The sequence below is a fragment of the Butyricimonas sp. BSD2780061689_150309_C8 genome (assembly GCF_015560935.1).
GTDB lineage: Bacteria > Bacteroidota > Bacteroidia > Bacteroidales > Marinifilaceae > Butyricimonas > Butyricimonas paravirosa.
In genome coordinates, this window is sequence record NZ_JADMSV010000001.1 from 419363 (window position 1) to 445748 (window position 26386).

The following is a 26386-nucleotide window of genomic DNA, read 5'->3' on the forward strand; positions in this document are numbered from 1 at the left end:
CATGAAAAGAATCATATATATTTTGATCTTTGGATTCATCCTATCATCTTGTGATGATTTCCTAACAGAAGAGCCCGTGCATAAACAAACCCTCGAAAATGCCGTGGTGGATTATGACGGGGCACAAAACATTATCAATGGAATGTATGCCTCATTAACATTGGGAAGTGGTACTTCCGGAAGTGACTTTTTCGGAGGTAGCCTAGCTTGCGCCTTGTCTTCTCAGGCAGGAGTATCCCGTGCGGGAGGAACAACATTCTACTCGATGTCATATACTTCCACCACCAGTGGAATTGCTACTTATTGGCAACAATGGTATGCCTGCGTGAATGCCGCAAATGCAGCCATCATTTCTATCTCAGCATTAGCAGATAACAAATTCCCCGATACAAAAGAAAAAAGTCGAATGATCGCCGAAGCCCGTTGTTTCCGGGCATGGGTAAACGCACACTTGTTATGGTGTTTCGGACATTTTCAAACAGATGATGCATACGGGATTTTGTATAGAGAAGAGTTGAGCGACATGGTTAACGTACATCGGGATCGTTTGAGTGTAAAAGATAGTTATCAAAAAATATTTGATGACTTGGATACAGCAATCAAGGATCTGGGAGACTATACAACTTCCAAACGCCTATCCCGTCAACTAGCACAAGCATTGAAGGTCAAATTATTACTCAACCGAGGCTGGGAAGGTGACTACGCAAACGCTTTATCACTATTGAATGAAACGATTTCCACTCTTCCAGCTGATTTCAAGATGGACCCGGATATGAAAAACATGTATAACGAAGCATGGAATTCAAAAGAAGTTTTATGGGCTCGTTATCTTGAAGACGGTAGCGGACGGGCATATTCCGAATTCGCATACACGCAAACCATCATACAGACGGGTGATCTTCTGGTGGTCGGTCAAGAACCATCATCTCTGAAATCATTCTATCCAGAATTCAATTCATGGCTAGAGACTGATCCCCGATACGACGTAACAATGGGATGGGCCAGACGCCTGAATGCTAACGGACAACAATATTTCTGCCCAACCAAAGTTGCCAGAGGCGGACGTGCCGATATGAATGACAAATTTACCACGTATTATTTCCGTTACCCGGAATTACTATTGATGCAAGCCGAATTAAGAGCCAGAACAGGAGCTACGATTGCAGAAGCTCTTGCTCCGATCAATACACTCCGAAACAACCGGACCAATCCCGTATTATCCCAAATCCCGGAACCTGCAACCCGCAATGAATTGATGGACATTATCTTTAAAGAATATTGTTTGGAATTATTTGTAGAAAACGGAAGCGAATGGTTTGCTTCACTGCGTTTCGAAAAAGACGGGAATCCTTGGTTCAAAACATTAAAGCCTGATGTATCTGATGTAAGTACAAATAAATATTGTTGGCCAATCCCCGCCGTGGAAACCAACGTGAACAGTCAAATAAAACCCAATCCCGGTTTCGATAATTAAAAACTTGAAGTGATGAAAAAATTAATCTATATTTTACTCGCAAGTGTCACGATGCTCTTTACGGCATGTGAAGATGACTATGACAAACTGGTCAAAGAACCCAATGATGTTACGTTGAATGAATTACAATTAGAAAAATTTACTCATATCATTCCGGATGGCGGTTTCAAATCCGGAGAAATAACATTCAATACGAAAAAGAATTCAGACGGAACTTTTAGCGGATTCGCGTATTCCCGCCGAAGTAATCGTTCATTTACTTGGAGTGGTACTGATGCTGCCTTAGATTCTAATCGTTTTAGCGTTTACACGCCCCGTCCCAACCAAACGGAAGTGTACGCTGTTGCCTGCGTGAAAGATGATGATGTTTACTTCACGCTGGATAAAGCTACTGTTGTCGAGCATATTCTAGTGGCAAACACGACATACGCCTATTTCGCAATGAATTATGGAAAAGATACAGGCCCCACTCCTATCGCTAATCCTAATGTTCCTTCTGCACCCAAGGGTATTTGGCAAACCTATGCACCCGGAGTGGAACGGGCATTGAACCTTGACGGAGATTATTTTAAACTGATCATTAAAGGTTTCTTGGGAGATACCCACACAGGAACGGTTGAATTTTACTTGTGCTGCCGCAAGGGAGCCGATCCGGCAAATCCAACATTCAATTTTCTCCGTTCAGACTGGATAAAAGCCGATTTGCAATCCTTGGGGGTTGTTGATAAAGTCGTTTTCAATGTAGAGTGTTCGTATCGGGATAATAATCAGCAGAGTTTGATTCCCGCCTGGTTCTGTCTAGATGGAATTCGACTCCAAAAATAATGTTGTTATGATCAAAAAGTATTTTTTACTCCTGTTAGCAACTATTTTGCTAACGGGAGTACACGGACAAAACCGACAAGTGGATTTGCCCAAAAATATCCCTTTACAGGACATTCTAAAAAAAGCGAAAAAACAAAAGAAACATGTATTATTGGATTTCGGCTCTCCAAGATGTTCCCCTTGTCTATTTATTAAAAACAAAATATTCACAATCGATAGTATAGCAGATTTTATCAATGAACGTTTCGTGAGTGTTGATTATACCGAAGGCCCCGAAAAGAAACGATTAAGTAAGATTTACGAGGTTTACACGGAACCCGTACTTCTAATCTGCGATGCGAATGGTAGGGTCATGCACCGGATGGAAGGAAAATGTACCGCAGGCGAAATGATGGCCCGCCTACGCCAAGGTCTAGACGTGAAAAATAATCTGACTGCACAAAAATTAATGTATGACAACGGGAACCGATCTTCAGAATTCCTGATCAACTATCTGGAAACTCTTCATATTGCCGGTTTAAGAACCCAGAGAGACTCCGTATTACAAAATATTTTCTCACCCTCGTTTCATGTAGATTCTTTAAAAACACCCAAATACTGGAACGTGTTCTTGCGCTACAACGAGTCCCCTGTTAGTCGAGAAGGAAGTTATGTATTCAAACATCGGGAAGAATTCTATAAATTGTTTGGAGAACAAATCGTCAATGGAAAAATTGACCAAATGTTTAACGGAAAACTCCGCACGTACACGTACGGACAAACTCCCCCCATTGAATCAAAAGAGTACAGAGATATTTTGGAATGCCTTCAAAATACCGACTACCCAAAATCTACCGAATGGCTTATTTACTTGATGCCCGCCCAGTATAAATTCAAAGACTGGATGGCAATGGTTAAGGCTATCGACCATGCCATTGACCTCAATATTCCCAAAGGAAAGGACAAACAAACTTACATGATTATGATGTCCCGACAAATTTGCTGGTATTCGAACAATTATGAAGCTCTGACCTATGCACTGAAGTGGATTGATCAGGCGATAAAATCAAGTGACGATTCTCAAAAACAAAAACTACAAGATGAACGGGAACAAATCATCGAAAAAATGAATGAATTAAAACCATAAAATTCATATCGCATCTTTTCTAACAGGTTGTAAATTATTAGTTCTTGAAAATAGGCAGATATTTACAACCTGTTTTAGTTTCCGGCTCTTCTGGACAAATAAATATTCCGACTGTAAGCGATTAACCCGGTTGACTGCCCTAAAATTAACACGGGATCACGCCGATAGATAGCATAGGAAACGATGATCAGGGAACCAAAGAGGCTGATCACCCAAAAGCCTATCGGCAAAAGTGATTCATCTTTTCGTTTGGAGTAGATCCACTGGTAAACAAAACGCAAGGTGAAAATAATCTGTCCCATAGACCCGTAGATCAAGAGCCACAAAGGTATCTTTTCGTTCCGAAAGAACTGATCGACAAAAGCGCTTGCATCTTTAAGCATGTATAAAATTGCCGCCACCGGGGTCAGAAGTAATAGTGTCCGGATAACAAACGGTAATTTCTTCCATTGATGTTTTTTGTCCAGATTCCAGATATAGATATAGTAAGATATGATTTGTCCCAGAATAATCGCAAAGTCATCCCTCAACCATCCATATACAAATAACAGGTAGGAACCCACGATACTCAGCTGCCAGAAAATAGCCGGAGAGATCACTTTTTTGGCCCGCTCCGATAAGATCCATTGTAAAAGAATCCGGGCAGAAAAAAACACCTGAGCAAGAAATCCTATAACATAAATCATTTTGTAAACTAAAAGTTTAAAGATAAAAACTAAAAGCTAGAAACTATATCTCAAGAATTCAAATTATTCTCGGCGACTTGATAGTTGATATACCTTTTTCTCATCCAGCGGTAAGCAAAACAATCTTTAAAGGGCCCGACCAAGCGATTGGCCAGATTATACTTAGACTTCCCGGCAATACGGGGAAAATGACGAACCGGAACCTGTTTCACTTGTCCTTCCTGCAATTGAATCAAAGCCGGTAGGAAACGGTGCATCCCCGTGAAGAAAGGAATTCTTTTGGCGTAATCCGTCCTTAAAACCTTCAGAGGACAACCTGTATCTTCAACCCCGTCATGCGTCATCATCCGGCGGAATCCATTCGCGATACGAGAAGACATATTCTTGACAAAACTATCTTTCCGTCCGGTACGGATGCCCATGACCATCTCGTATTGATCCACAAATTCCAACAATTTATTAAAATCCTGTGGAGTGGTCTGGAGGTCAGCATCAATGTAGCCGACCCATTTTGAAAAGCTATTATCGATTCCGGCTTTCATGGCAGCACTCAGTCCCCCGTTTCGAGCCAAATTCAAAAAGAAAAATGCCTCGTTACGCCCACAAACTTCCCGAATCAAACGTTCGCTATCATCTTTCGAACCGTCATTCACGAATAACACGCAAGAAGACACCTTCGCATCCTTTAAAAACTCTCCCAATTCTTTCTCTAACCTTAAGATATTCCCTTCTTCGTTATACACTGGAACAATGATAGTTAATTGATAGTTCGCGGTCTTATTCATCTGCCGAAAAATTTATATTATGAATTTAAATTATAGTTATAACAAAAATCACTAGCTTTGTTGTTACGTTTTTACGTGCAGGAACAACGTTTTTTTTCTGGTTTTTGTTATAAAATTTAAACGAACAAAGATATGCAATATAACCGAATTTTGTTAAAACTCAGTGGAGAATCTTTAATGGGCGAGCAAAAATATGGTATTGACACCCGGTGTCTGGAAAGCTATGCCCGTCAAATTCATGAAATCGCGGAGATGGGAATCCAAATCGGAATCGTCATCGGAGGTGGAAATATTTTTAGAGGACTGAGTGGCACAAATAAAGGTTTTGACCGGGTAAAAGGGGACAGCATGGGTATGTTGGCAACCGTTATCAATAGTTTGGCTTTAAGTTCCGCCTTGGACAACGAAGGCTGTAAAAACAAGGTACTAACTGCCATTCGCATGGAGCCTATCGGGGAATTTTACTCGAAAGCCAAAGCCATGGAATATTTGAAATCCGGACACGTGACGATTATCAGCGGGGGTACGGGAAATCCTTACTTCACGACAGACACGGCCAGTAGCTTACGGGCAATCGAAATCGAGGCTGACGCCATGTTTAAAGGCACCCGCGTAGACGGGATCTACACGGCAGATCCGGAAAAGGACCCTACGGCAACGAAATTTGACAAAATCACGTATGATGAAATATACAACCGGGGACTTAAAGTCATGGATTTGACGGCAACAACCATGTGTAAAGAAAATCATTTACCGATTATCGTGTTCAACATGGATCAGCCGGGCAACCTTAAAAAGGTCATTCTGGGAGAAAACATCGGAACAATCGTGTACTAATTGAAAATGGAGAATTAAGAAGACAAATTCCCCAATTGTTTTCAATAACTAATCATGAGTGAGGAAAAAAGAAATATACTAAACACTATAAATTCTCCCGATGATTTGAAAAAGGTCCCGGAAGACGACCTGATTCAATTATGCAAGGAACTGCGCGAGAAAATCATTGACGAGTGTTCGGAACACCCGGGGCATTTTGGCGCCGGGCTGGGAGTTGTCGAACTGACCGTTGCGTTACACTACGTGTTTGATTCTCCTTACGATAATATTGTATGGGACGTCGGACACCAAGCCTACCCTCATAAGATTCTGACCGGGAGACGGGATAATTTCTCTACCAACCGGCAATATAAAGGTCTCAGTGGTTTCCCTAAAAGAAGTGAAAGTAAATACGACGCTTTCGGAACGGGACATTCCTCGACCTCTATTTCTGCCGCCTTAGGCATGGCTGTTGCAGCAAAAATGAACGGGGAGGAAGACCGCCAGTCGGTTGCCATCATCGGAGACGGTGCCATGACCGGGGGATTGGCTTTTGAAGGCTTGAATAATGCCGGTATAAATAACTCCAACTTGCTAGTCATTCTAAATGACAACAACATGGCCATCGACCCGAATGTAGGCGGGATGAACGAGTATTTGCTGGACATCACGACCTCAAAGACCTACAACAAGCTTAAGGAGGACATCTGGCACATTCTGGGTCGGATCAACAAAATCAGCCCGGGCGCCCGGAACTTTATCCAGAAAATAGATAACAGCATCAAATCGCTCATGTTACGCCAAAGTAACTTGTTCGAGGCTCTTGGTTTCCGGTACTTCGGTCCCGTGGACGGCCATGACGTGAACCACCTCATCAAGGTGCTGAGAGATTTGAAAGATATAAAAGGTCCTAAACTTTTGCATTGTATCACGGTCAAAGGAAAAGGATTCAAACAAGCGGAAATAGACCAGACAACCTGGCACGCCCCCGGAAAATTCAACAAGGAAACCGGAGAGCTGATCAAAGAGAATAAACCTAACACACCTCCTAAATTTCAGGACGTGTTCGGAAATACCATTTTGGAACTGGCACACACCAATCCCAAGATCGTGGGAATCACCCCTGCCATGCCCAGTGGATGCTCCTTGAATATCATGATGAAAGAGATGCCTGACCGTTGTTTTGACGTGGGTATCGCGGAACAACACGCCGTGACTTTCTCCGCCGGACTTGCGGCACAGGGGTACGTTCCGTTCTGTAACATCTACTCTTCATTCATGCAGCGCGCCTATGATCAAGTGATTCATGATGTGGCCCTTCAGAAACTGAACGTGGTTTTCTGCCTTGACCGAGGCGGACTGGTAGGAGCCGATGGAGCAACGCATCACGGGGCTTTCGACCTAGCAAGTTTCCGTTGCATCCCGAACATGACAATCGCCTCTCCTTTAAACGAGGAGGAATTACGTGATATGATGTACACGGCTCAATTACCGGATCAAGGACCATTCTCCATTCGCTACCCGCGGGGTAACGGAACCATGGTTGACTGGCGCACCCCGTTCAAAGAATTAACCATCGGTAAAGGCCGTTGCCTGATTGAGGGAAACGATATTGCCATTCTTTCTATCGGAGCCATCGGGAATGAGGCGTTGAAAGCCATACAAAAAACGACAGATCGTTCCGTAGCCTTCTACGATATGAGATTCCTCAAGCCACTGGATGAAGAATTACTTCACGAGGTATTCCATAAATTCAAAAAAATCATTACCTTGGAAGACGGAACAATTGTTGGTGGGTTAGGAAGTGCGGTACTTGAATTTATGGCAGACCACGGCTATTCAGCAAAGATCGTGCGACTGGGTATTCCCGATCATTTCGTGGAACACGGAACACAACAACAACTTTACCATGAATGTGGATATGATTGTGAATCCATTTATCAAACAATCTGTTCCATATAAACAACAGCAGACTTAACTATGAAAGAAGAGGCTTTATTACCAGACGTAAGCGAATGCATCAGTAAATTCAAGCTGACATTTAAAAACGTGACGGACTCGGAAATCGAGGCCCTGTTCGTGGATAATGCCATCAAATTCTATAAAAAAGGAGAATATATTTACAACGAAGGAGCCCGTATTAAAGGATGCTATTTCCTTTTCTCGGGTATCGTGAAAATCTTCCAGACCGGGGTAGCCGGAAAAGATCAGATCATTCGTTTCGGAAAAGAAGGCGACATTTTCGGATTCCGCTCGGTCATTCGCAACGAGGCCGCCTGTACTTCCGTGGAAACGATGTCCGATTGCATCTTGTGTTACATTCCCAATGCATCTTTGATGCACATGATCACCCACAGTCCCAGCTTTGCCTACGAGATGATGCAGATTGCCTGTAAAGAACTGGGCGACGCGAATCGATATATCCGGGAAATCGCACAAAAATCGGTGAAAGCCCGATTGGCAGAAATCCTGTTATTGATCGCATCCGATTTCGGGGTAGAAGAAGACGGGACTTTAAAACTTAACGTTACCCGGGAAGATTTAAGTAACTTCGTGGGAACCGCAACAGAGACGCTAATTCGCCTACTTTCTGATTTAAAGAACGAAGGACTGGTTGAAGTGAAGGGGAGGAAAATTAAATTATTAAATCGAGACAAATTAAAAAAAATGGCAGATTGAATTAAAATCACTCAATATGTCTATATTTGTACAGGATAAATTTAAACTCAAATAACTTATGCCACAGATCTCAGAAAAAGGAATGGCGATGCCTTCTTCGCCCATCCGCAAACTCGTTCCGTTCGCGGACAAAGCTAAAGAAAGAGGTATCAAAGTATACCACTTGAACATCGGACAACCGGACATCCAGACTCCCGATGTTGCATTGCAGGCATTAAAAACCTGTAACGAAAAAGTGATTGAATACACTCACTCTGCAGGAAATATCTCTTACAGAAAAAAACTAGCCAAATATTACCAGAACATCGGTATCAATATCGATGAAAATAACATCATGATCACGACCGGAGGCTCTGAGGCCATCACGATCGCTTTCATGTCTACATTAAACCCGGGTGACGAAATTATTATCCCCGAACCATTCTACGCAAACTACACGGCTTTCGCCCTGATGTGCGGTGTAAAGGTAAAAACCGTTACTTCTTCTATCGAGAATAACTTTGCCCTGCCCCCGATCAGCGAAATCGAGAAAGTGATCACTCCCCGCACAAAAGGAATTGTGATCGTGAACCCGAATAACCCGACAGGCTATTTGTATTCCAAGGAAGAACTGGAGCAACTAGCTGTAATCGTGAAGAAACACGATTTGTACCTGTATGCGGACGAGGTATACCGTGAATTCTGTTATGACGGTTACAAACATTTCTCTACCATGCAATTGGCAGGTATCGAGCAAAACGTGATTTTGTTGGATTCCGTATCAAAGAGATATAGCGAATGTGGATTGCGCGTCGGAGCTTTGGTTACCCGCAACAAAGAGGTTATGGCGGCTGCCTTGAAATTCGGAATGGCCCGTCTGTGCGCCCCGGCAATCGGACAGATTGTTGCCGAAGCATCACTGGACACCCCGGCCGAATATTTCGAAAGCGTGTACAACGAGTATATCGAAAGACGTGATTTCATGGTAGAGGCCCTGAACAAAATGCCGGGAGTTGTTTGCCCGAAACCCAGAGGAGCTTTCTACGCCGTGGTAAAACTTCCCGTGGATGATGCCGATACTTTCGCAAAATGGTTACTGGAAGAGTTTGAATACAACAAACAAACCGTGATGGTCGCTCCGGCCAGCGGATTCTATTCAACCCCGGGACTTGGGAAAGATGAAGTTCGTATCGCTTACGTACTCAAAATCGAGGAATTGAAAGGTGCCATGGAAACATTAGCCAAAGCACTCGAAGTATATCCCGGAAGAGTATAACACAGCTGCAAGCTAAAAAATCCTGTGATTTAGCCATTCTTGATATCAAGGTCAATGGCTAAATCACAGTTTTTTTATCCATATCCCAATGGATAATCCATATAAACTAAGGCTTTCTCCCCTCATTTTCAATTGTCAATTTTCAATTGTCAAATTTCTTATCTATCTTTGCTTCGTGATTTCTAATAACTAAAATTACGACATGACTTCGGATTCCCAATTTAACGCAATCAGACCCTATATCGGAGAAGAAATTCCGGCCGCCGTAGAGCGCCTGAGCCAAGCAGAAGAATTTCTGACACTTTTCTCCCAAATGACAAGGGTTGATAAAAGCAAAATACAAGAACAATTACAAGGCATCACGAGCAGAGAGCAATTTCAAGCTCAATTCTTTGGCCCGACGATTCAACGGTTGATCGCTGGAACGACCAAAGGAGTTACTGCCACCGGATTGGAATACATCGAGAAAGACAAGAGCTACCTTTTCGTATCCAACCACCGGGACATCATTTTGGACTCGGCCATACTTAACGTGCTACTGTGTGAACGAGGATGCCACTACTGCGAGGCTGCTATCGGGAGTAATTTATTAATCAATAAATGGGTTACCGACCTGGTTAAATTGGATGCTTGTTTCATCATTGAACGCGGATTACCGGTAAGAGACATGATTACCAGTGCCAACCTACGTTCTCATTATTTACGGGATGTCATTTATGAAAATAAAGATTCTGTCTGGATCGCGCAAAAAGAAGGACGTACCAAAAATGGGGACGACCGGACACAACATAGTCTGTTGAAAATGTTCCGTATGAGCGGTCCCAAAGACTTCGTGGAAAACTTTAAAGAACTCCGGGTCGTTCCAGTATCTATTTCCTACGAATGGGAACCTTGTGACGATCTGAAAACAGACGAATTGTATCAAAAGACCGTGGGCGAATACGTGAAAACCCCGGCAGCCGATATGCGAAGCATGCAACAAGGCTTATCCGGATTCAAAGGACGGGTACATTTTGCCATCACCCCTCCCATCGATCATGAACTAATCGAGATCGACGAGCAAGCCAACAACGGAGACCGGATTGCGGAACTAGCCGCATTCATGGATGCCCGTATTCAAGGAAACTTCAAATTGTGGCCGAATAATTATATCGCCTACGATTTACTCCACAGCACGAATAAGTTCGCTTCCAAATACAACGAGGAAGAGAAAGAAAACTTTATCCGTGTCATGGCTGAAAAGTTGGAAAAATTAGAAGGTAATCGTTCTATCTTGAATAATATCTTCCTTGAAATTTATGCCAACCCGGTTAAAAACTCAATTGAACACAATTATTCATCACCAGTATGCGAATAGCCAGATACTTATTAATTTTAGCCGCATTCCTGATCATGATTTCCAGCGTACTCAGCATGTATCATGGTGGAGACCGCACGGCGGTATATGTAAACGTGGGAGCCATGGCTTCCCTAGCCGTAGCCGTTGGTATTCTGAATTTCAAAAACCCGCCTAAAAACAGAAGGTAATGTATAAGTTCAAGCGCAACATATACTTGGAAGATCGCACGATTGAAATGTGGTTTGGACTAACTAGTAAAAGTCGGGATCGGCATAGTAATTTTACCCTATACCTTCTTACCGAAGGGCCGGACAGCCCGTTCAGTTACGCGGAACAAATCAAGAGTGGCATAAACTCCAAAAGTGAGGCGGAACGTTATGCCATTAAATATGCCAAAGACCTGTTGCATCAATTACTGGAACAGGAAAAAGCACCGAAAGACACGGAACCTTCTTCAGACGAGGATTCCGATTTCGACGAAAACCAGGAAACAAACGAACAGGCATAATATTCAAAATCAATAAACAATGGATAGAAAAGTACGAGTAAGATTTGCTCCCAGTCCTACCGGAGCCCTCCATCTAGGAGGTGTGAGAACAGCTCTTTTCAATTATTTATTTGCCCGTCATCACGGGGGTGATTTTTTATTACGAATTGAAGACACGGATCAAACCCGCTACGTTCCGGGTGCCGAAGAATATATTATCGAATCATTAAAATGGTGCGGCCTCACCGTCGATGAAGGTGTCGGCGTGGGAGGTGAATACGGCCCCTATCGTCAAAGCGAGCGGAAACCGCTTTACAAACAATACGCCCTGCAACTCGTGGAATCAGGGAATGCTTACTATTCTTTTGACACCGCGGAAGAACTTAACGCACAACGGGCAGCCTGCGAGTCAAAAGGCGAAACATTCATGTACAACGCCATCAGCCGGAAGAACATGAAGAACTCGCTAACCATGAGTGCCGAAGAAGTGAAGACATTGTTGGATAGCGGGGCAAACTACGTGATCCGTTTCAAAATGCCTGAAAACGAGGATCTCTATTTACAAGATATTATTCGGGGTGAAGTACATTTCAACACCTCGTTACTTGATGATAAAGTTTTATTCAAGGCTGACGGGATGCCTACCTATCATCTGGCAAACATCGTTGATGACCACTTGATGAAAATATCCCACGTAATCCGCGGAGAAGAATGGTTACCCTCTCTCCCGCTACACGTGTTATTATACCGTGCTTTCGGTTGGGAAGATACCATGCCGGAGTTCGCTCACTTGCCGCTAATTCTAAAACCCGTGGGTAACGGAAAGTTAAGCAAACGTGATGGAAATAAAATGGGATTCCCGGTATTCCCGATGGAATTCACCGATCCCGAAACCGGAGAAAAATGGCACGGGTATAAAGAAGACGGTTATTTGCCGGAAGCCTTTATCAACATGCTGGCTCTATTGGGATGGAATCCCGGAACAGAGCAAGAGATCTTCACGTTACAGGAATTGTGCGATCAATTCTCGCTGGAACGCGTGAACAAATCCGGGGCTCGCTTTAATCCGGACAAGGCCAAATGGTTTAATCACAAATACCTGGTACAAAAAAGTGACGCGGAACTAGCCGTTCAGTTAAACGAATTCCTCGTAAAAGACGGGATTTCTTATGATATGGCAAAACTGGAAAAGATTTGTCGCCTTCTGAAAGAAAGAGCCAATTTTGTCGCAGACATCTACAACTCATCCCAGTACTTCTACCATGCCCCTCAGGCTTACGATGAGAAAGGCGTGAAGAAAAGTTGGAAAGAAGAAACTCCGGTACTTATGCAGGAGTTGATTGAGGTACTGGAAAAAGTGGCCGATTTCACCTCTCCAAATACGGAAGAGGCCGTGAAAGAGTGGGTTTCCGGAAAAGAAATCGGATTCGGAAAAATCATGAATCCTTTCCGGTTGGCTATTATCGGTTCTGCCGACGGCCCGCATATGTTTGATATTATCGAAATCTTAGGAAAAGAAGAAACTTTAACACGTCTTCACCGTATTATATCAACACTGAAATAACTCTGAAGACAATAACACAGAAAGTCAGAAAAGATCCACAGACCCTTTCTGGCTTTTTTGTCTACACAAAATAAACGATGGAACTATCTTGGGATAACGTATTACTTGCCTTTGCCCTCACCTTATTCGCCGGATTATCAACCGGTATCGGGAGTGCCATTGCCTTCCTCACCAAGAAAACCAACAAAAAATTCCTGTCCCTCTCCCTCGGATTCAGTGCAGGAGTGATGATTTATGTCTCATTCGTGGAAATATTCCCGACAGCCCAAGAGGCTTTGCGAGAAAGCTACTCCGAGAAAATAGCCGATGTTATCGTGGCCATTTCATTCTTTGCAGGGATGGGTCTGATTGCTATTATTGATAAACTCATTCCCTCGTATGAGAATCCGCACGAGGTGAAATCCGTGGAAAGCATGGATGCCAATCAACCGCATGACAAGAAGTTGATGCGCATGGGAATATTCTCGGCTCTCGCTATCGGGATTCACAATTTCCCGGAAGGATTAGCGACATTCATTGCTGGGCTATCAAATCCTGAAATTGCCTACCCGATTGCCTTTGCCATCGCCATACACAATATCCCGGAAGGAATTGCCGTATCTGTTCCTATTTTCTTTGCTACCGGAAGTCGTAAGAAAGCATTCAAGCTATCCTTCCTCTCCGGCTTATCGGAACCCTTAGGAGCAATTATCGGGTTCTTCCTCATCTACACTTTTATCGGAATCAACTCTGCCATCCTAGGCGTCCTATTCGCACTCGTGGCTGGTATCATGGTTTTTATCTCACTGGATGAACTTTTACCCACCGCCAAAGAATACGGGGCGCATCATCTATCCATTTACGGACTGGTCGCAGGCATGGCGCTGATGGCTTTCAGCTTGTTACTTTTCTAAGATATTAGCTAGCCCTTGTCTACCGATAGACCGGGACAAAAAGACAATAACTTCATAGCATTTACATAGCAAGAACACTGGAGATTGTACTTGCTATGTTCATGCTATGTAGATGCTTGGTACTTGTCATAGCCCATCCCTAGCTTACCCCCGGGGCAGACATAGACAAGCGTGTGGATATAACCTCTCCCAATTAGTATTTATTCCGATGCACTCGTTGTGGGTCAAACTTATCTTTCGCTTTCTGTGGGCCATCCGGGTAACCTATCGGAATCACGCAAAGAGGCACGATATTTTCCGGTAATCCCGTATTCTGGCGTACAACATCAATCCGATCCTCATAAGGATAAGCTGCCGTCCACACGGCACCAAGCCCCAATGCCTCCGCTGCCAACAATACATTCTGCGTTGCCGCGGAGCAATCCAGATACCAGTAAGAAGAAAGTGTCGTATCCCCACAGACAACAATAGCCAACGGGGCATTTGTCAACATTTTAGCATAAGGCAATTTCGCAGCCATCGAATCAAGAGCCTCCCGATCCGTCACGACCACAAACTCCCACGGACGTCTGTCCATACCGGAAGGAGCCGCCATACCGGCTTTCACCATGGCATCGATCTTATCTTCCTCCACACTCTTATTCAAATACTTCCGAATACTTTTCCGTTCAGCTATATTTTCCAAAACAGCCTTTGACTTCAAAGTCGTTTCATCTTGTTTCTGATCTCCCATACACGATGTTTTTAAAATTACAATTGCTAATACTACGACAAGCAACAGGTAAAAGGTATTCCATTTCTTCATTTTCTTTCAATATTAATATAAAATTCATTCCCCCGAAGATACGAAAAAATGCTCTCCCCCTTATTTTTGAATTTATATAAAAAACATTTTTATTTGTAAACCGTATACCGGATTAAGGTTTGAATTAATTATTTTTGGCTAACTTTTTGTTGACAAAAAGAGTGAAGAGAGGGCTAGAAACAAACCATTTGACGCGTGACAATATAAACGAACACAAGTTATACACTATAATAACTATCAAATGAAAGCAGAAAAATATGTACTCGCACTAGACCAAGGAACAACCTCTTCCCGGGCCGTGCTATTCAATCATGATGGCAATATCGTTGCCATGGCTCAAAAACCGATCGAACAACATTATCCTCATCCGGCTTGGGTGGAACATGATCCGAATGAGATCTGGTACTCGCAATCATCCGTTGCGGCTGAGGCTGTTGCCAAAGCAAACCTTACAGGACTTGACATTGCTTGTATCGGGATCACGAATCAACGTGAAACCACCATCGTGTGGGATCGGGAGACGTCCCTTCCCGTTTACCGTGCCATCGTGTGGCAAGACCGACGTACAGCCGATATTTGCCGGGAATTACAAGAAAACGGATATACCGATATGATCCGGGAGAAAACGGGTTTGATCATTGACGCCTATTTCTCCGCCACCAAAATCAAATGGATTCTCGACAACATCGAAGGTGTGCGGGAAAGAGCCGAAAAAGGAAAACTATGTTTCGGAACCGTTGATAGCTGGCTAGTTTGGAAATTCACTCACGGACGAGTACACGTTACCGATGTCAGCAACGCATCGCGTACCATGCTTTTCAACATACATACCCAGAAATGGGATAAAGAACTTCTTGATCTGTTCAACATCCCAGAATCCATGTTACCGGAAGTAAAAAGTAGTAGCGAAATTTATTCAGAAACGGCGACGACCTTATTTTCAACTAAAATTCCAATAGCGGGAATCGCGGGTGACCAACAAGCCGCCCTATTCGGCCAACTCTGTATCGAACCGGGTATGACAAAAACCACCTACGGGACAGGATGTTTCATGGTGATGAACACCGGAAACGAAGTGATTACTTCCGAAAATAACTTGCTGAGTACGATTGCATGGAAGATTGGAGATTCTGTAACTTATGCCCTAGAAGGAAGTGTTTTCGTGGGAGGTGCCGCCATACAATGGCTACGTGATGGTATCAATTTGATCCAAAGTGCAAGTCAAAGTGAAACGCTGGCGACTTCTGTACCGGATAACGGCGGAGTCTACTTCGTCCCTGCCCTCACAGGTATGGGAGCCCCATACTGGGATCAATACGCCCGAGGTGCCATGCTGGGCCTCACGAGAGGGACAACCCCCGCACATATTACCCGAGCCACCCTTGAAGGCATAGCTTTCCAAGTCTACGATATTCTGAAAGCCATGGAACATGACACGAAACGTACCTCTCCGGAGATGCGGGTAGATGGTGGAGCCGTGGCCAATAACTTCCTGATGCAATTCCAAAGTGACATTTGTCGGGAAACCGTGATCCGTCCGAAGATTCTTGAAACAACAGCCCTGGGAGCCGCATATCTGGCCGGACTAGCCACTGGATACTGGCGGGACACGGAAGAATTACGCCAACAATGGAGTATCGATCGGGAATTTACCCCTATTGACACAGAGGAACACGTGAACGCTATGCTCCATAAATGGCATAGAGCTGTTGAGCGCGCAAGAGCCTGGGAAGAACTGGGTGAAGAATAATACTTTTAGTTTTTAACTTTAAACCTTTAGCTCATTATGTCACCTTTTATCGCAGAGCTACTTGGAACAATGGTCATGATCCTTTTGGGAGACGGCGTAGTAGCCAACGTCGTGCTTAAAAAAACCAAAGGATTCCAAGCCGGATGGATCACCATCACCACGGCTTGGGCGCTCGCCGTATTTACAGGAGTTGTGATCGCCGGCCCTTATAGTGGCGCTCATCTGAATCCTGCCATCACGATAGGTTTTGCCATCGCCGAGAAATTCCCGTGGGCCAGCGTGGGGCCTTACATCATCGCCCAAATGCTAGGTGCTGCACTGGGGGCTTTTCTGGTATGGATTATTTATTACGATCATTTTAAAGCCACGGAAGATACCGGAGCCAAACTGGGAGTATTCTGCACCGCTCCTGAAATTCGCCATAATATCGTGAATTTCGGATGCGAGCTGATTGCCACCTTCGTGCTTATGTTCTCCGTCTTCTATATTACCGGGGCCGAACTCATGTCAGACGTGGACTCAACCACCCCGATCGGGCTCGGTTCCATCGGGGCCATTCCCGTATCGTTCATTGTTTGGGTCATCGGTCTTTCCTTAGGTGGAGTCACTGGCTATGCCATCAATCCCGCCCGGGACCTCGGACCGAGAATCATGCATGCCATCCTGCCCATTCCGGGCAAAGGCAATAGTGGCTGGGATTACGCGTGGATCCCCATCGTCGGACCATTAGCGGGATCGCTTGTTGCAGCACTTCTGTATATCAGTTTATAAAGTTACAAGGTTCATAAAGTTTATAACGTACAACATACTAAAACTTTATGGACCTTACTCTATTGGGGGACTGTCTGACAAGTCTATTTGAAACAACTACCCCCTCTAACTACTCAGATCCTCCTCCACTAGATCTTCGGGATCCATCGAACCGTAGCGTTCTGCAATTTGGTCAAACACACCCCACAACTCTTCAATATTAGGAGCTTGTAACATTTGAATCCGCAAGTCCCGGAAATGGGGCAAGCCTTTAAACATACAGGCCATGTGACGCCGCATGTGGAACAAACCTCTCACCTCATCCAACCATTCCATGGACAACAAAATCTGTTCCTTGATGATCTCTATCTGGGCCGGAATCGACAATTCCGGTAACATCTCTCCCGTAGTCAAATAATGCTTGATTTGCTCGAAAATCCAAGGTTTCCCGATCGTGGCACGCCCGATCATCACCCCGTCAACGCCATAACGTTCAAAAGCTTCTTTCACCTTCTGTGGTGAATCTATATCCCCGTTCCCGATAATCGGGATCTTAATACGAGGATTTTGTTTTACCCGGGCAATCGGGTCCCAGTCCGCCTCTCCTTTATACATCTGCGAGCGGGTCCGCCCGTGAATGGCCAACGCACTGATCCCGACATCCTGCAAGCGCTCCGCCACGTCATCAATGATAATATTCTCGCAATCCCATCCCAAACGGGTCTTTGCCGTTACCGGAATTTTCACCGCCTGCACGATCTGTTTGGCCATCTCCACCATCAAAGGAACATCCCGGAGCATTCCTGCCCCCGCCCCTTTGGCGGCCACCCGTTTCACCGGACAACCGAAATTTATATCTATAAAATCGGGCAGAACCTCTTCAACTATTTTTGCCGCCTCAACCATGGAATCAATAAACCGTCCATAAATCTGTATCGTCACCGGACGTTCATTCTCTTCTATCGTCAACTTCTTAACCGTCTTGTTAATAGAACGCACCAATGCATCCGCCGACACGAATTCCGAATAGAGCCAGTCGGCCCCATAGCGTTTACAGAATTTCCGGAAAGGGGGATTGGTAACCTCTTCCATCGGGGCCAGAATCAACGGCCGATCTCCTACATCTTTTCCTCCGACAATCATCTTCAATTAAATAAGTTTTGCCACAAAAATAATAATTTCTATCTTTAACTCACGAAATAAAGAGAATGGATATGTCGATACTTAAAATTATACTTATCGGAATCCTCTGTCTGGCTCCGGAAAAAGACGGTTGGGTGAGAATAAACGGGGATAACTATATCTCGTTCTCGTTCCCCAGTCGTGGAGAACGTTTTAAGAAAGAGGTAAACAATATGCGGTCATGGATATTCCAGACCAAAAATATTACCTGTGTGTTCGGAGCCGTTTGTACCCAGCTCACCAAAGAAAAAGGCGTGCTGGACGAGTACACGATCAACCAGCTATACATCTCCATGAAAAAAGAATCTGTCTCCATGCCCACGGCAAAACTCACCGGGGAGAAAAGGATTCCCGACGTGGACATGGACATCCGGGAAATATCATACACCATCATGAAAGACGAGGAAGAAATGACGTATTTCAAACGATTTATCTTCCGGGACAATTGCATGTACCAACTCACGATAGGCGGGAAAACGGAAGACTTGAAAGAACTCGAAAGCCAGAGAGACAAGTTTTTCAACTCGGTCAAATTTGATCAAAACACGCGTAAATAAACAGCTTACAATATAATATCATGAAAAGTATTATTATCACCTTGACCTTATTATGCAGCTTTTCCTTTTTTTCTCAGGCAGAAAAAACGAATCAAGCCGATACCATAAAGAACGTACATCTTCAGGAAAAACGAGAAAAAGGAGAAGTCTGGAAAACGCAAGTGCTAAGTGATCCTCTCCATAGTAGGGTATATCAACGCAGCCAGAATCCGCGTTTCCGGGGACACTGGAGTGGTTTCAACCTAGGCTTTGCCGATTTCTCTGTCAGTAATGAACAACTGGATGGAGCCGGAGATTATTTAGATTTGGAACGTAAAAATTCGCTCGTCATGCAATTCAACATGTTCCAGTATAGCATGCGCCTCAACAAGCTAAACAATATCGGTTTAGTTACCGGTTTGGGATTAGAGTATCAACGTTTCCGCTTTGCTAACAAAAACAGCATCGAACGAGGTGACGGCGGGCAAATCTACCCGATGGAAGTTGAAAACGTCAAAAAGAGTTCTTTCAAGAACCTTTACCTGACCGTACCTCTTATCTTCGAATGGCAATTCCCGGCCAAGAAATACCAACGTGCCTACGTGGCAGCCGGAGTGATGGGCGGTTTAAGATTGCATACCAAAACAAAAGTCGTTTACAAGAACGAAAACGGCAATACCCGTCGCATGAAAAATTCCGGTAATTATAGTATGAACCCGGTAAAAGCAGATGCCGTGGTTCGTATCGGATATTACAAACTGGCATTATGGGGAAGTTACACTCTTACGAACATGATGGAAAAGAACAAAGCCCCCGAAATCCACCCGTACACAATCGGGTTTGGGGTAAATTTCTAAGTTTAATATAAGAAAAAGTCATTTTTCAAACTCCCTCCCGGTTTCGCCGTATTGAGCCCGGAAACCGGTCTCGAACCAGCTCTTGCTCGGCAATTCAGAAGCAAGTTTTCCCCATTGCTCTCGCTTACTCGCTGGTTTCCCTCTATAAACAGAGGGAGAGTTGAAATACCCCCTGTCTTCGGGAAGAGTCACCAGCTCCTCCTCTGTTTATAGAGGAGGTGGCACGAAGTGACGGAGGAGTTTTTTGAAATAAAATGACTTTTTGAACTGCCCCTTTTTACTTACCCCCGAAAATTATTTCCAGTTCCTTATCCAACTCCCTGGAATCCCCCAAGTAGCGCCCCACAATCCTCCCCTCCTGATCAATGAGTACCTTCGTCGGGAAAGTAGTTACGGAAAATAACCTCACCACATCACACCTTTCCTGCCCTTCATTATTCAATATCTGGGTCCATGTCATCTTATCTTCCTCAATTACTTTTAGCCAATTATCCCGAAATTTCATATCATTCTCCTGCGCCACATTGATAAAATACACCCCCTTGGGTGCATACTTCTCATGTAATTCCACTAGATGCGGATGAGATCGACGACACGGAATACACCATGTCCCCCAAAAGTCGATAAGAACATATTTCCCCTTCAAATCAGACAAACGAATGGTATTCCCTTCTTTATCTACCTTCGAAAAATCCGGAGCAAGCTGTCCCGGTAATGACTTTTTAGTCATGGCAATCTGTTCTGACGTACTCTTCCCCATCTCCGTGTTTCTCACCCTTTCACTTAAATTCAGAAACAATTGCTCATATTTTTCAAAAGGCAGAGACGTACGGACACCGGGTAACAAATGAAGTGATACATAGCTATCCGGATTCAACGGGATAAATTCGTACTCCATTTGTTGACACGCTTCCCGAATGGCACTGATTTCTTGTTTTAATGGCTCCTTATCCACATCTTCCGAAGAATACAACACCCGCATCAGTTCCCATTTCTTTCGTTCCAACGGCCCCTTTTTGCCCCACAGCCGCATATAGTCCTCATTCACTTTTCCCCCGTCAATTCGAGCAATAGGCCATCTCTCTTCATCAAACTGCACACGAATCCTTTGCCCCATTTCTGCAAAAAAGTTAATAGAAGGAGATGGAATAATTCCATCTCCATAAGTAATTCTCTGCGCAGGATCATCATTAATAATAGACACTAACGTGTATTCCGGCGCCGAAATCTCAACCTCTCCCTTACCATTCTTTAAAGGTACTTTTTCCCCCTTGAACTCTCCGCCTGCCATCCACACGATCCGAACAGTATCAAGCGGGTAATTCTCTACCGTGATGATCACCTTCGTTGTGTCATTCGAGACACAACTCGTTACCATTCCCACGACTATCCAAAATAGAAAAATGACTATTTTTTTCATCTGAACGATTTTAGTAATTAATTACTACCCGTATCATGGATTTTGCTCCCACCCCGGATTAAATTCCATCACATATTCCGGAATACGCACGGTCAACCGGTTCTCTGTAAGGGTATAAGTTTTCCCATCAAAGGTTCTTGTTTTCTCGATCAAGGCACTCCCCACCGGATCATTCCATAAACGCCGCATATCAAGCCAACGATGTCCTGTTGCAACAAACTCCTTTATTCTCTCCTCCAACACCCACCTTAAAATAACCTGTGAATCAGAAGATGACAATTCTGTATAAGTTGCAGGAGTGAGACGATTCTCCCTCAAATCATTAAGATACTTCAACGCTTCGGTTGTCCGGTTACTTCGCGCATAACACTCGGCTATCATCAAATAGATGTCAGGCATCGAAATACCCGTGTTCGAATAATGCCCCTCCTTAATCACCCGATCAGGCTCATCCGCATCCGTCCCTGTTTTACTAAGCATCAATTCCTTCCTTCTGTCCCCATCAGCGGGAAACAAACTCATCAGATGATTCGATGCCAGCACAGCAATAGATCCGGTATAAAGAGAACCTTTCGTGGGATCGAACATATATTCATTGATCATCACATCTTCCACGTCAGCGACCGGGTCATAAACCGAGGGTAACCCGGATGGGTCGTAAGGTGAAGGTGTTGCATTCTCATAATTAAAAAGAGCATAGCTATAATTAAACCGGGAAGTTGTCGTCGCCAGTAGTTCAAAGAAATTCTCCAACTCGGTCAAAGCACGCCCGTACTCATTCATGTGATAAAGCACCTTTGCTTTTAACCCGATAACATTCAACCTCGCGGCCTGATAGCGGGATGCCTTTGTCGGGTGGGGCGGCAAATACTTGATAGCAGAATCCAAATCACTGATGATAAAGTTGTACACTTCCCGAACAGGCGTTCTCTCCCGTTTGGTTTCCGTCACGTCATTTTTCTGAATAACGGGAATACCGGGATCACTTTCATTAGCCAAAGCATAAGGTTTCGCGTAGACACTGACAAGATTGAAATAAGTCAAAGCCCTGTACGCTCTCGCCTCCGCCTCGATCACCAGTAAATTCCCCATCGCCTCATTCGGTACATTCCTCACCTCGTCAACAATCTTATTGAACGTGTAAATCATCCCGTATTGCTGATTCCAATGCGTGTTACTCATCGACTGGTCGTATATTTCATCGCTCCATAAATATGCCCTCCGGAATTGTTCATTCCCGGACCAGCTATTGTAGAAACTCTTAGACCAGTAAACATCATCCCCCATAACGGCAAGAATCGGGTTCGCATTATATTTCAGATAAAACGGATAAAGCATATTTTCGTAATCCTCAATAAAGGTAGGAATCGACACGCTTGATGAAGGTGCAACATCCAGAAAGTCGTCACACCCGGCAGAGAAAAACATCACCACCACGGACACCAGACAAATGAATGTTTTATGACATTGTTCCGTCAAGATGCTCCATTTATTTATTATTATATTATATCTCATAGCATTTGGATTAAAAATGAACGTTCAATTTCAACATATACTCCGGCCCGTATTTCAATGTCCGCTGTCCCCCGATCATCGAACCCACAAATCTCGGATCAACCCCTTCCTTATTCGCTTTCCAGCAATACGGGTTAGCCACCTGCACGCTCAACATACATTGTTTCAACTTCAACGGGCTTACTATCGAACTTGGCAAATTATAACTCAACGTGATATCGTTGATATAAATGTACGACGCGTTGATAATATTAATATCCGCCGCCGGGTAGTACTCACGAACGTGTCTGGACTCCCCTACCGGCAACCATCTGGGTACATTCGTGTCATCCCCGGCCTTTCTCCAAGCATGCTTCATATCCTTGTGAATCGGGTTCTTCCAAATATCCCCATTCAAGGCCTGACTATACAATAAACGTCCGCTGATATTCGTACCGGGAACATCATCTCTCATCTTGTGTCCCAAATTATAAATAATCTGTATCGAAAGAGTCAAGTTTTTATAAGAGAACGTGTTGGAAAGACTTCCGGTAAAAGGAGGCTGGGCCGTTCCGGAATGTACGAGAGCATTAATGTCACTGATTGCCTTATCAGTCGCCTGCCCGTTCTCATCATAGACCGTCGGTTCCCCGATCTCGTTCAGTCCCGCCCATTTATACGAGAAGATACTGTACGCCTCATATCCCTGTATAAAAACAGGCTGGTAGGTACTGATATACTGCGTGATATTCGGTTCCACGTAAATATCGACAACTTTATTCCTATTATAAGCAAAATTGAAACTGGAACTCCATTTAAAATCATTCTTTGCAATATTGATGGAACTCAACATGATCTCGATTCCCGTGTTCCTCATCTTACCGATATTGGTTGAGATCGTGGCAAAACCTCCTGTCGGGTCTATCGTCTGTTGTCCGATAAGATCATTTGTATTCTTCCGGTAGAAATCAACCGAACCACTTAACCTGTTTTGCAAGGTAGAAAAATCTATTCCCAAATTGGTGATCGTCGTTTTTTCCCATTTCAGATTCTTCAAGGCAGGAGAAATAATATTCATCGAACTTTGAGTCTGCCCGAACGAGAAGTTCCCATATCCCGCGGAACGAATGATGTCGTAAGGGCCTCCGACTTCAGAATTCGGCGTGTTACCGGCAATTCCCCGGCTGATTCTAAAAGTAAAGCGATCGAACAAGTCCCTGTTCCAAAAATCTTCATGATGCAAGTTCCATAGCACCCCGACAGACCAGATCGGTTTGTAACGAATATCCGTACCGAACAAATTTGCCTGATCAACACGAATACTGGCATTCAGCCCGTATTTACTCTTGTAGTCATAAGCACCATTCGCGTATAAAGAAAAGAAACGCTTATCGTATTTCACGTACCCGGTCCCAAAACCATTCGTGAAACTCTGCTGTGAAGTCGTCTGGCTATTTGGGTCAACAATCGTACCTCCCGTCACCCCGGCAATCATTTGCTGTTCGTTAAGACTTATATGTTGTTTGGTGTTTTCATTATAACCGTAAACTATACGATTGTCTATTTCATGAATATTTTTACGGATTTCCGTTCCCGCAAGCATCGTTATATTATGTTCATCCCGGATACTCAAATCATACGAAACCTGATTCCGCACAATCCATTCGATCGTGTTACTCCATGTTTTATCCTGAATAGCACCAACAGGAACACGGGAAACCGATCCGGCAGTCAGCGGGGTTTGTTGTGCAATCAGATTTCTCACTTTAAACGATTCCGCTTTGTCCAACTTCTCGACTTTACCATACCCGTTCTGGTATTGAAACTGAGATTCGAACGTCAACCCGTCGTAAAGTTTTATATCCAACTTTCCTTGTATTCTGGCATTGAATACACTCTCTTTATTTTTCTGAAGATCAAGCTCATTCAACAACACATAGTCATAATGCATCATGTTCCGTTTATCCAACTCCTGACCTGTCCACGCAACGGCCTCATCGCTATAAAACATATGCATTTGCGAAGTCGGATTCCCGTCAGCATCTTTCAATCGCTCGTAAGGAATCATACCCACCGCATCGGGAAGATACTTGTACTTTTTGTTCATATATGAAATATTGGCCCCCACGGACAACTTTAACCACGAAGTCAAGTTGAAATCATTCTTGGTATCAATGATCAAGCGATCCTCGTTCACCGTTTTTTGCTGGGGTTTTGTATTCCTGTAATTCACGGAGAGAAAATAAGCCGCTTTATCACTTCCGCCATATAAACTGATGTTGTGCTGGTGAACCGTCTTCCAGCGGTAAAGATAATCCTCGATCTGTTTCCTATTATCGGAATTCCGAAGTTTATCCAATTCTCTCTCAACCTCTGTCGCAGAGTATTCACCCGTTTCTCCCTTGTATAAAATTCTTTCCACGGGAGTAATTATCCCGTACCTGCCCAACACGTTCGTACCGTAATTCGTTTTCACCGGGTCAAACACGCTCACGGCAAAATCCACGTAATCCCTAGCCCGCATGTAATCGAGATAATCGAAATCCGGTAATCCCTGTAATTGCAAAGACCCCGTGTAGCTGATCCGTGTTTTCTCTTGCAATCTCCCCCGCTTTGTCGTTATAACAATCACTCCATTGGCTGCTCTTGCACCCCAAATGGACGAGGCTGTCGCATCTTTCAGCACACTGACATTCAACACGTCCTCCGGGTTTACCGTTGCTTCCAGCGTGTTCAGCTCCATCGGCATTCCATCCACGACAAACAAAGGCTCCCGGGAACTATTGATGGATGTCGCACCCCGCAAAAGGTATTTATCCGTTCCGGACGGATTCACCACGAAACCGGGAATCAACCCGTTCAACCGACCAATGATACTGGGATCGCTTTTCAGGCTAAGCTCCTCCCCTTTAACAACCGAGAAAGAGCCGGCACTCCGTTCCTGTGACAACTGGTAGTAACCGGTAATCACCACCTGCCCAAGTTCCTCCGTATTGGGCAACAACACGATCTCAAGCGGCTTATTCCCGTCCACCACGATCTCCCGTGTTTTCATACCCACGAAAGAAATCACGATCGTGATATTCGGCACGTCCTCCGTCGATAAACTGAAATTTCCATTAACATCCGTGACAACGCCCGTCAATGTCCCTTTAACGAGAACAGTTGCTCCCGGCAAAGGCGCCCCGGTGTCATCCTTGACAATTCCCGTTATACTCCTTTTTTCTTTTTCCTGTTGAGCGTGGATCGGAATCTTTTTTACCACAATCACTTCATCCCGGTATTTATAAGTAAATCCTTTAGGTTCCAACACTTCCGTCAGGATCTCATTCAACGGCTTGTCCACGATGTCCAGTGTGATTTTTTCCTCATTCCCGAAAAGCTCGGAATTATAAAGAAAAGATAATCCTGTCTTGTCCTGAATAACCTGAAAGAACTCTTCCATGCTAGCTTTTTCCAACTTTAAGGAGACCTTCATGTACTGTGAAAAAACACTCGCCGAAAGATTAAAACAAAACACAAAAAGAAACAAAACATTGAGTTTCATGATTTTTTTCAATTTTTGATACGCTAAAGCCGACGTGCCGGCTTTAATTAATCGCTTTTTTTTCATACATTTGAATTGTATTTAGTTAATAATACATCAAGGAAGGCGGGCTACAT

Annotated in this window: 23 protein-coding genes; 16 read left to right on the top strand and 7 right to left on the bottom strand. The window is 44.1% G+C overall.

The window, feature by feature from the left end; all coding sequences use genetic code 11:
- Window position 1 precedes the first annotated feature (1 nt).
- Genes I2I33_RS01615 through I2I33_RS01625 form a run of 3 tightly spaced genes read left to right on the top strand, consistent with a single transcriptional unit; the run spans window position 2 to window position 3425 of the window.
- A complete protein-coding gene (locus I2I33_RS01615) occupies window positions 2–1474 on the top strand; it encodes a RagB/SusD family nutrient uptake outer membrane protein (RefSeq protein WP_087419202.1) in 1473 nt (490 codons plus the stop codon).
- A gap of 12 nt (window positions 1475–1486) precedes the next feature.
- Window positions 1487–2299: a DUF4465 domain-containing protein gene (locus I2I33_RS01620; protein ID WP_087419203.1), complete on the top strand. Its 813-nt coding sequence runs from the start codon at window positions 1487–1489 to the stop codon at window positions 2297–2299.
- 7 nt (window positions 2300–2306) lie between these two features.
- Window positions 2307–3425 (top strand): thioredoxin fold domain-containing protein, encoded by a 1119-nt coding sequence (locus I2I33_RS01625; protein ID WP_162613669.1) that lies wholly within the window; start codon window positions 2307–2309, stop codon window positions 3423–3425.
- 74 nt (window positions 3426–3499) lie between these two features.
- Here the strand turns inward: I2I33_RS01625 and I2I33_RS01630 are convergent, their stop codons facing one another.
- Window positions 3500–4111, bottom strand: coding sequence for a lipid-A-disaccharide synthase N-terminal domain-containing protein (locus tag I2I33_RS01630; protein ID WP_087419205.1), 612 nt, complete (start codon window positions 4109–4111; stop codon window positions 3500–3502).
- Between the two features lie 50 nt (window positions 4112–4161).
- On the bottom strand, window positions 4162–4896 hold the full coding sequence (locus I2I33_RS01635; RefSeq protein WP_087419206.1) for a glycosyltransferase: 735 nt from the start codon (window positions 4894–4896) through the stop codon (window positions 4162–4164).
- Between the two features lie 132 nt (window positions 4897–5028).
- On the opposite strand from I2I33_RS01635, the gene pyrH reads away from it, so the two are divergent.
- From pyrH to zupT, 9 genes are all read left to right on the top strand, one after another.
- A complete protein-coding gene (gene pyrH / locus I2I33_RS01640; RefSeq protein WP_087419207.1) occupies window positions 5029–5733 on the top strand; it encodes a UMP kinase in 705 nt (234 codons plus the stop codon).
- Between the two features lie 54 nt (window positions 5734–5787).
- The gene (dxs, locus tag I2I33_RS01645) at window positions 5788–7674 is read left to right on the top strand and encodes a 1-deoxy-D-xylulose-5-phosphate synthase (RefSeq protein WP_087419208.1); all 1887 of its coding nucleotides are present in this window, start codon (window positions 5788–5790) and stop codon (window positions 7672–7674) included.
- Window positions 7675–7692: 18 nt separating this feature from the next.
- The gene (locus I2I33_RS01650) at window positions 7693–8391 is read left to right on the top strand and encodes a Crp/Fnr family transcriptional regulator (protein WP_087419209.1); all 699 of its coding nucleotides are present in this window, start codon (window positions 7693–7695) and stop codon (window positions 8389–8391) included.
- Window positions 8392–8449: 58 nt separating this feature from the next.
- Window positions 8450–9646 carry a pyridoxal phosphate-dependent aminotransferase gene (locus I2I33_RS01655; protein ID WP_087419210.1) on the top strand — a complete coding sequence of 399 codons (1197 nt, stop codon included), beginning with the start codon at window positions 8450–8452 and terminating at the stop codon, window positions 9644–9646.
- Between the two features lie 202 nt (window positions 9647–9848).
- The gene (locus I2I33_RS01660; protein ID WP_087419211.1) at window positions 9849–11003 is read left to right on the top strand and encodes a 1-acyl-sn-glycerol-3-phosphate acyltransferase; all 1155 of its coding nucleotides are present in this window, start codon (window positions 9849–9851) and stop codon (window positions 11001–11003) included.
- The gene (locus I2I33_RS01665; protein WP_027200763.1) at window positions 10994–11173 is read left to right on the top strand and encodes a hypothetical protein; all 180 of its coding nucleotides are present in this window, start codon (window positions 10994–10996) and stop codon (window positions 11171–11173) included. The genes I2I33_RS01660 and I2I33_RS01665 overlap by 10 nt, the downstream gene beginning before the upstream one ends.
- Window positions 11173–11493 carry a hypothetical protein gene (locus I2I33_RS01670; RefSeq protein WP_087419212.1) on the top strand — a complete coding sequence of 107 codons (321 nt, stop codon included), beginning with the start codon at window positions 11173–11175 and terminating at the stop codon, window positions 11491–11493. The genes I2I33_RS01665 and I2I33_RS01670 overlap by 1 nt, the downstream gene beginning before the upstream one ends.
- Window positions 11494–11512: 19 nt before the next feature.
- The gene (gltX, locus tag I2I33_RS01675) at window positions 11513–13036 is read left to right on the top strand and encodes a glutamate--tRNA ligase (protein WP_087419213.1); all 1524 of its coding nucleotides are present in this window, start codon (window positions 11513–11515) and stop codon (window positions 13034–13036) included.
- A 77-nt stretch (window positions 13037–13113) separates the two neighbouring features.
- On the top strand, window positions 13114–13929 hold the full coding sequence (zupT, locus tag I2I33_RS01680) for a zinc transporter ZupT (protein WP_087419214.1): 816 nt from the start codon (window positions 13114–13116) through the stop codon (window positions 13927–13929).
- A gap of 193 nt (window positions 13930–14122) precedes the next feature.
- Here zupT and I2I33_RS01685 read toward each other — a convergent pair whose 3' ends face one another.
- The gene (locus I2I33_RS01685) at window positions 14123–14734 is read right to left on the bottom strand and encodes a nitroreductase family protein (protein ID WP_087419215.1); all 612 of its coding nucleotides are present in this window, start codon (window positions 14732–14734) and stop codon (window positions 14123–14125) included.
- A 241-nt stretch (window positions 14735–14975) separates the two neighbouring features.
- Here I2I33_RS01685 and glpK point away from each other — a divergent pair, with 241 nt between their 5' ends.
- Together glpK and I2I33_RS01695 are read left to right on the top strand one after the other, a co-directional pair.
- Window positions 14976–16484, top strand: a complete 1509-nt coding sequence (glpK, locus tag I2I33_RS01690) for a glycerol kinase GlpK (protein WP_087419216.1) — start codon at window positions 14976–14978, stop codon at window positions 16482–16484.
- A gap of 36 nt (window positions 16485–16520) precedes the next feature.
- Window positions 16521–17255, top strand: a complete 735-nt coding sequence (locus I2I33_RS01695; RefSeq protein WP_087419217.1) for an MIP/aquaporin family protein — start codon at window positions 16521–16523, stop codon at window positions 17253–17255.
- 105 nt (window positions 17256–17360) lie between these two features.
- On the opposite strand, the gene dusB is transcribed toward I2I33_RS01695, so the two are convergent.
- Window positions 17361–18377 carry a tRNA dihydrouridine synthase DusB gene (gene dusB / locus I2I33_RS01700; RefSeq protein ID WP_087419218.1) on the bottom strand — a complete coding sequence of 339 codons (1017 nt, stop codon included), beginning with the start codon at window positions 18375–18377 and terminating at the stop codon, window positions 17361–17363.
- 71 nt (window positions 18378–18448) lie between these two features.
- On the opposite strand from dusB, the gene I2I33_RS01705 reads away from it, so the two are divergent.
- Window positions 18449–18973, top strand: a complete 525-nt coding sequence (locus tag I2I33_RS01705; RefSeq protein WP_140402524.1) for a hypothetical protein — start codon at window positions 18449–18451, stop codon at window positions 18971–18973.
- Window positions 18974–18993: 20 nt separating this feature from the next.
- Window positions 18994–19809: an outer membrane beta-barrel protein gene (locus I2I33_RS01710; protein ID WP_087419220.1), complete on the top strand. Its 816-nt coding sequence runs from the start codon at window positions 18994–18996 to the stop codon at window positions 19807–19809.
- 277 nt (window positions 19810–20086) lie between these two features.
- On the opposite strand, the gene I2I33_RS01715 is transcribed toward I2I33_RS01710, so the two are convergent.
- From I2I33_RS01715 to I2I33_RS01725, 3 genes are read right to left on the bottom strand one after another with little or no spacing between them, the layout of a single operon-like run.
- Window positions 20087–21229, bottom strand: a complete 1143-nt coding sequence (locus I2I33_RS01715; protein WP_087419221.1) for a TlpA family protein disulfide reductase — start codon at window positions 21227–21229, stop codon at window positions 20087–20089.
- Between the two features lie 33 nt (window positions 21230–21262).
- Window positions 21263–22744, bottom strand: coding sequence for a RagB/SusD family nutrient uptake outer membrane protein (locus I2I33_RS01720; protein WP_087419222.1), 1482 nt, complete (start codon window positions 22742–22744; stop codon window positions 21263–21265).
- A 10-nt stretch (window positions 22745–22754) separates the two neighbouring features.
- Window positions 22755–26336 carry a SusC/RagA family TonB-linked outer membrane protein gene (locus tag I2I33_RS01725; protein ID WP_087419223.1) on the bottom strand — a complete coding sequence of 1194 codons (3582 nt, stop codon included), beginning with the start codon at window positions 26334–26336 and terminating at the stop codon, window positions 22755–22757.
- Window positions 26337–26386 lie beyond the last annotated feature (50 nt).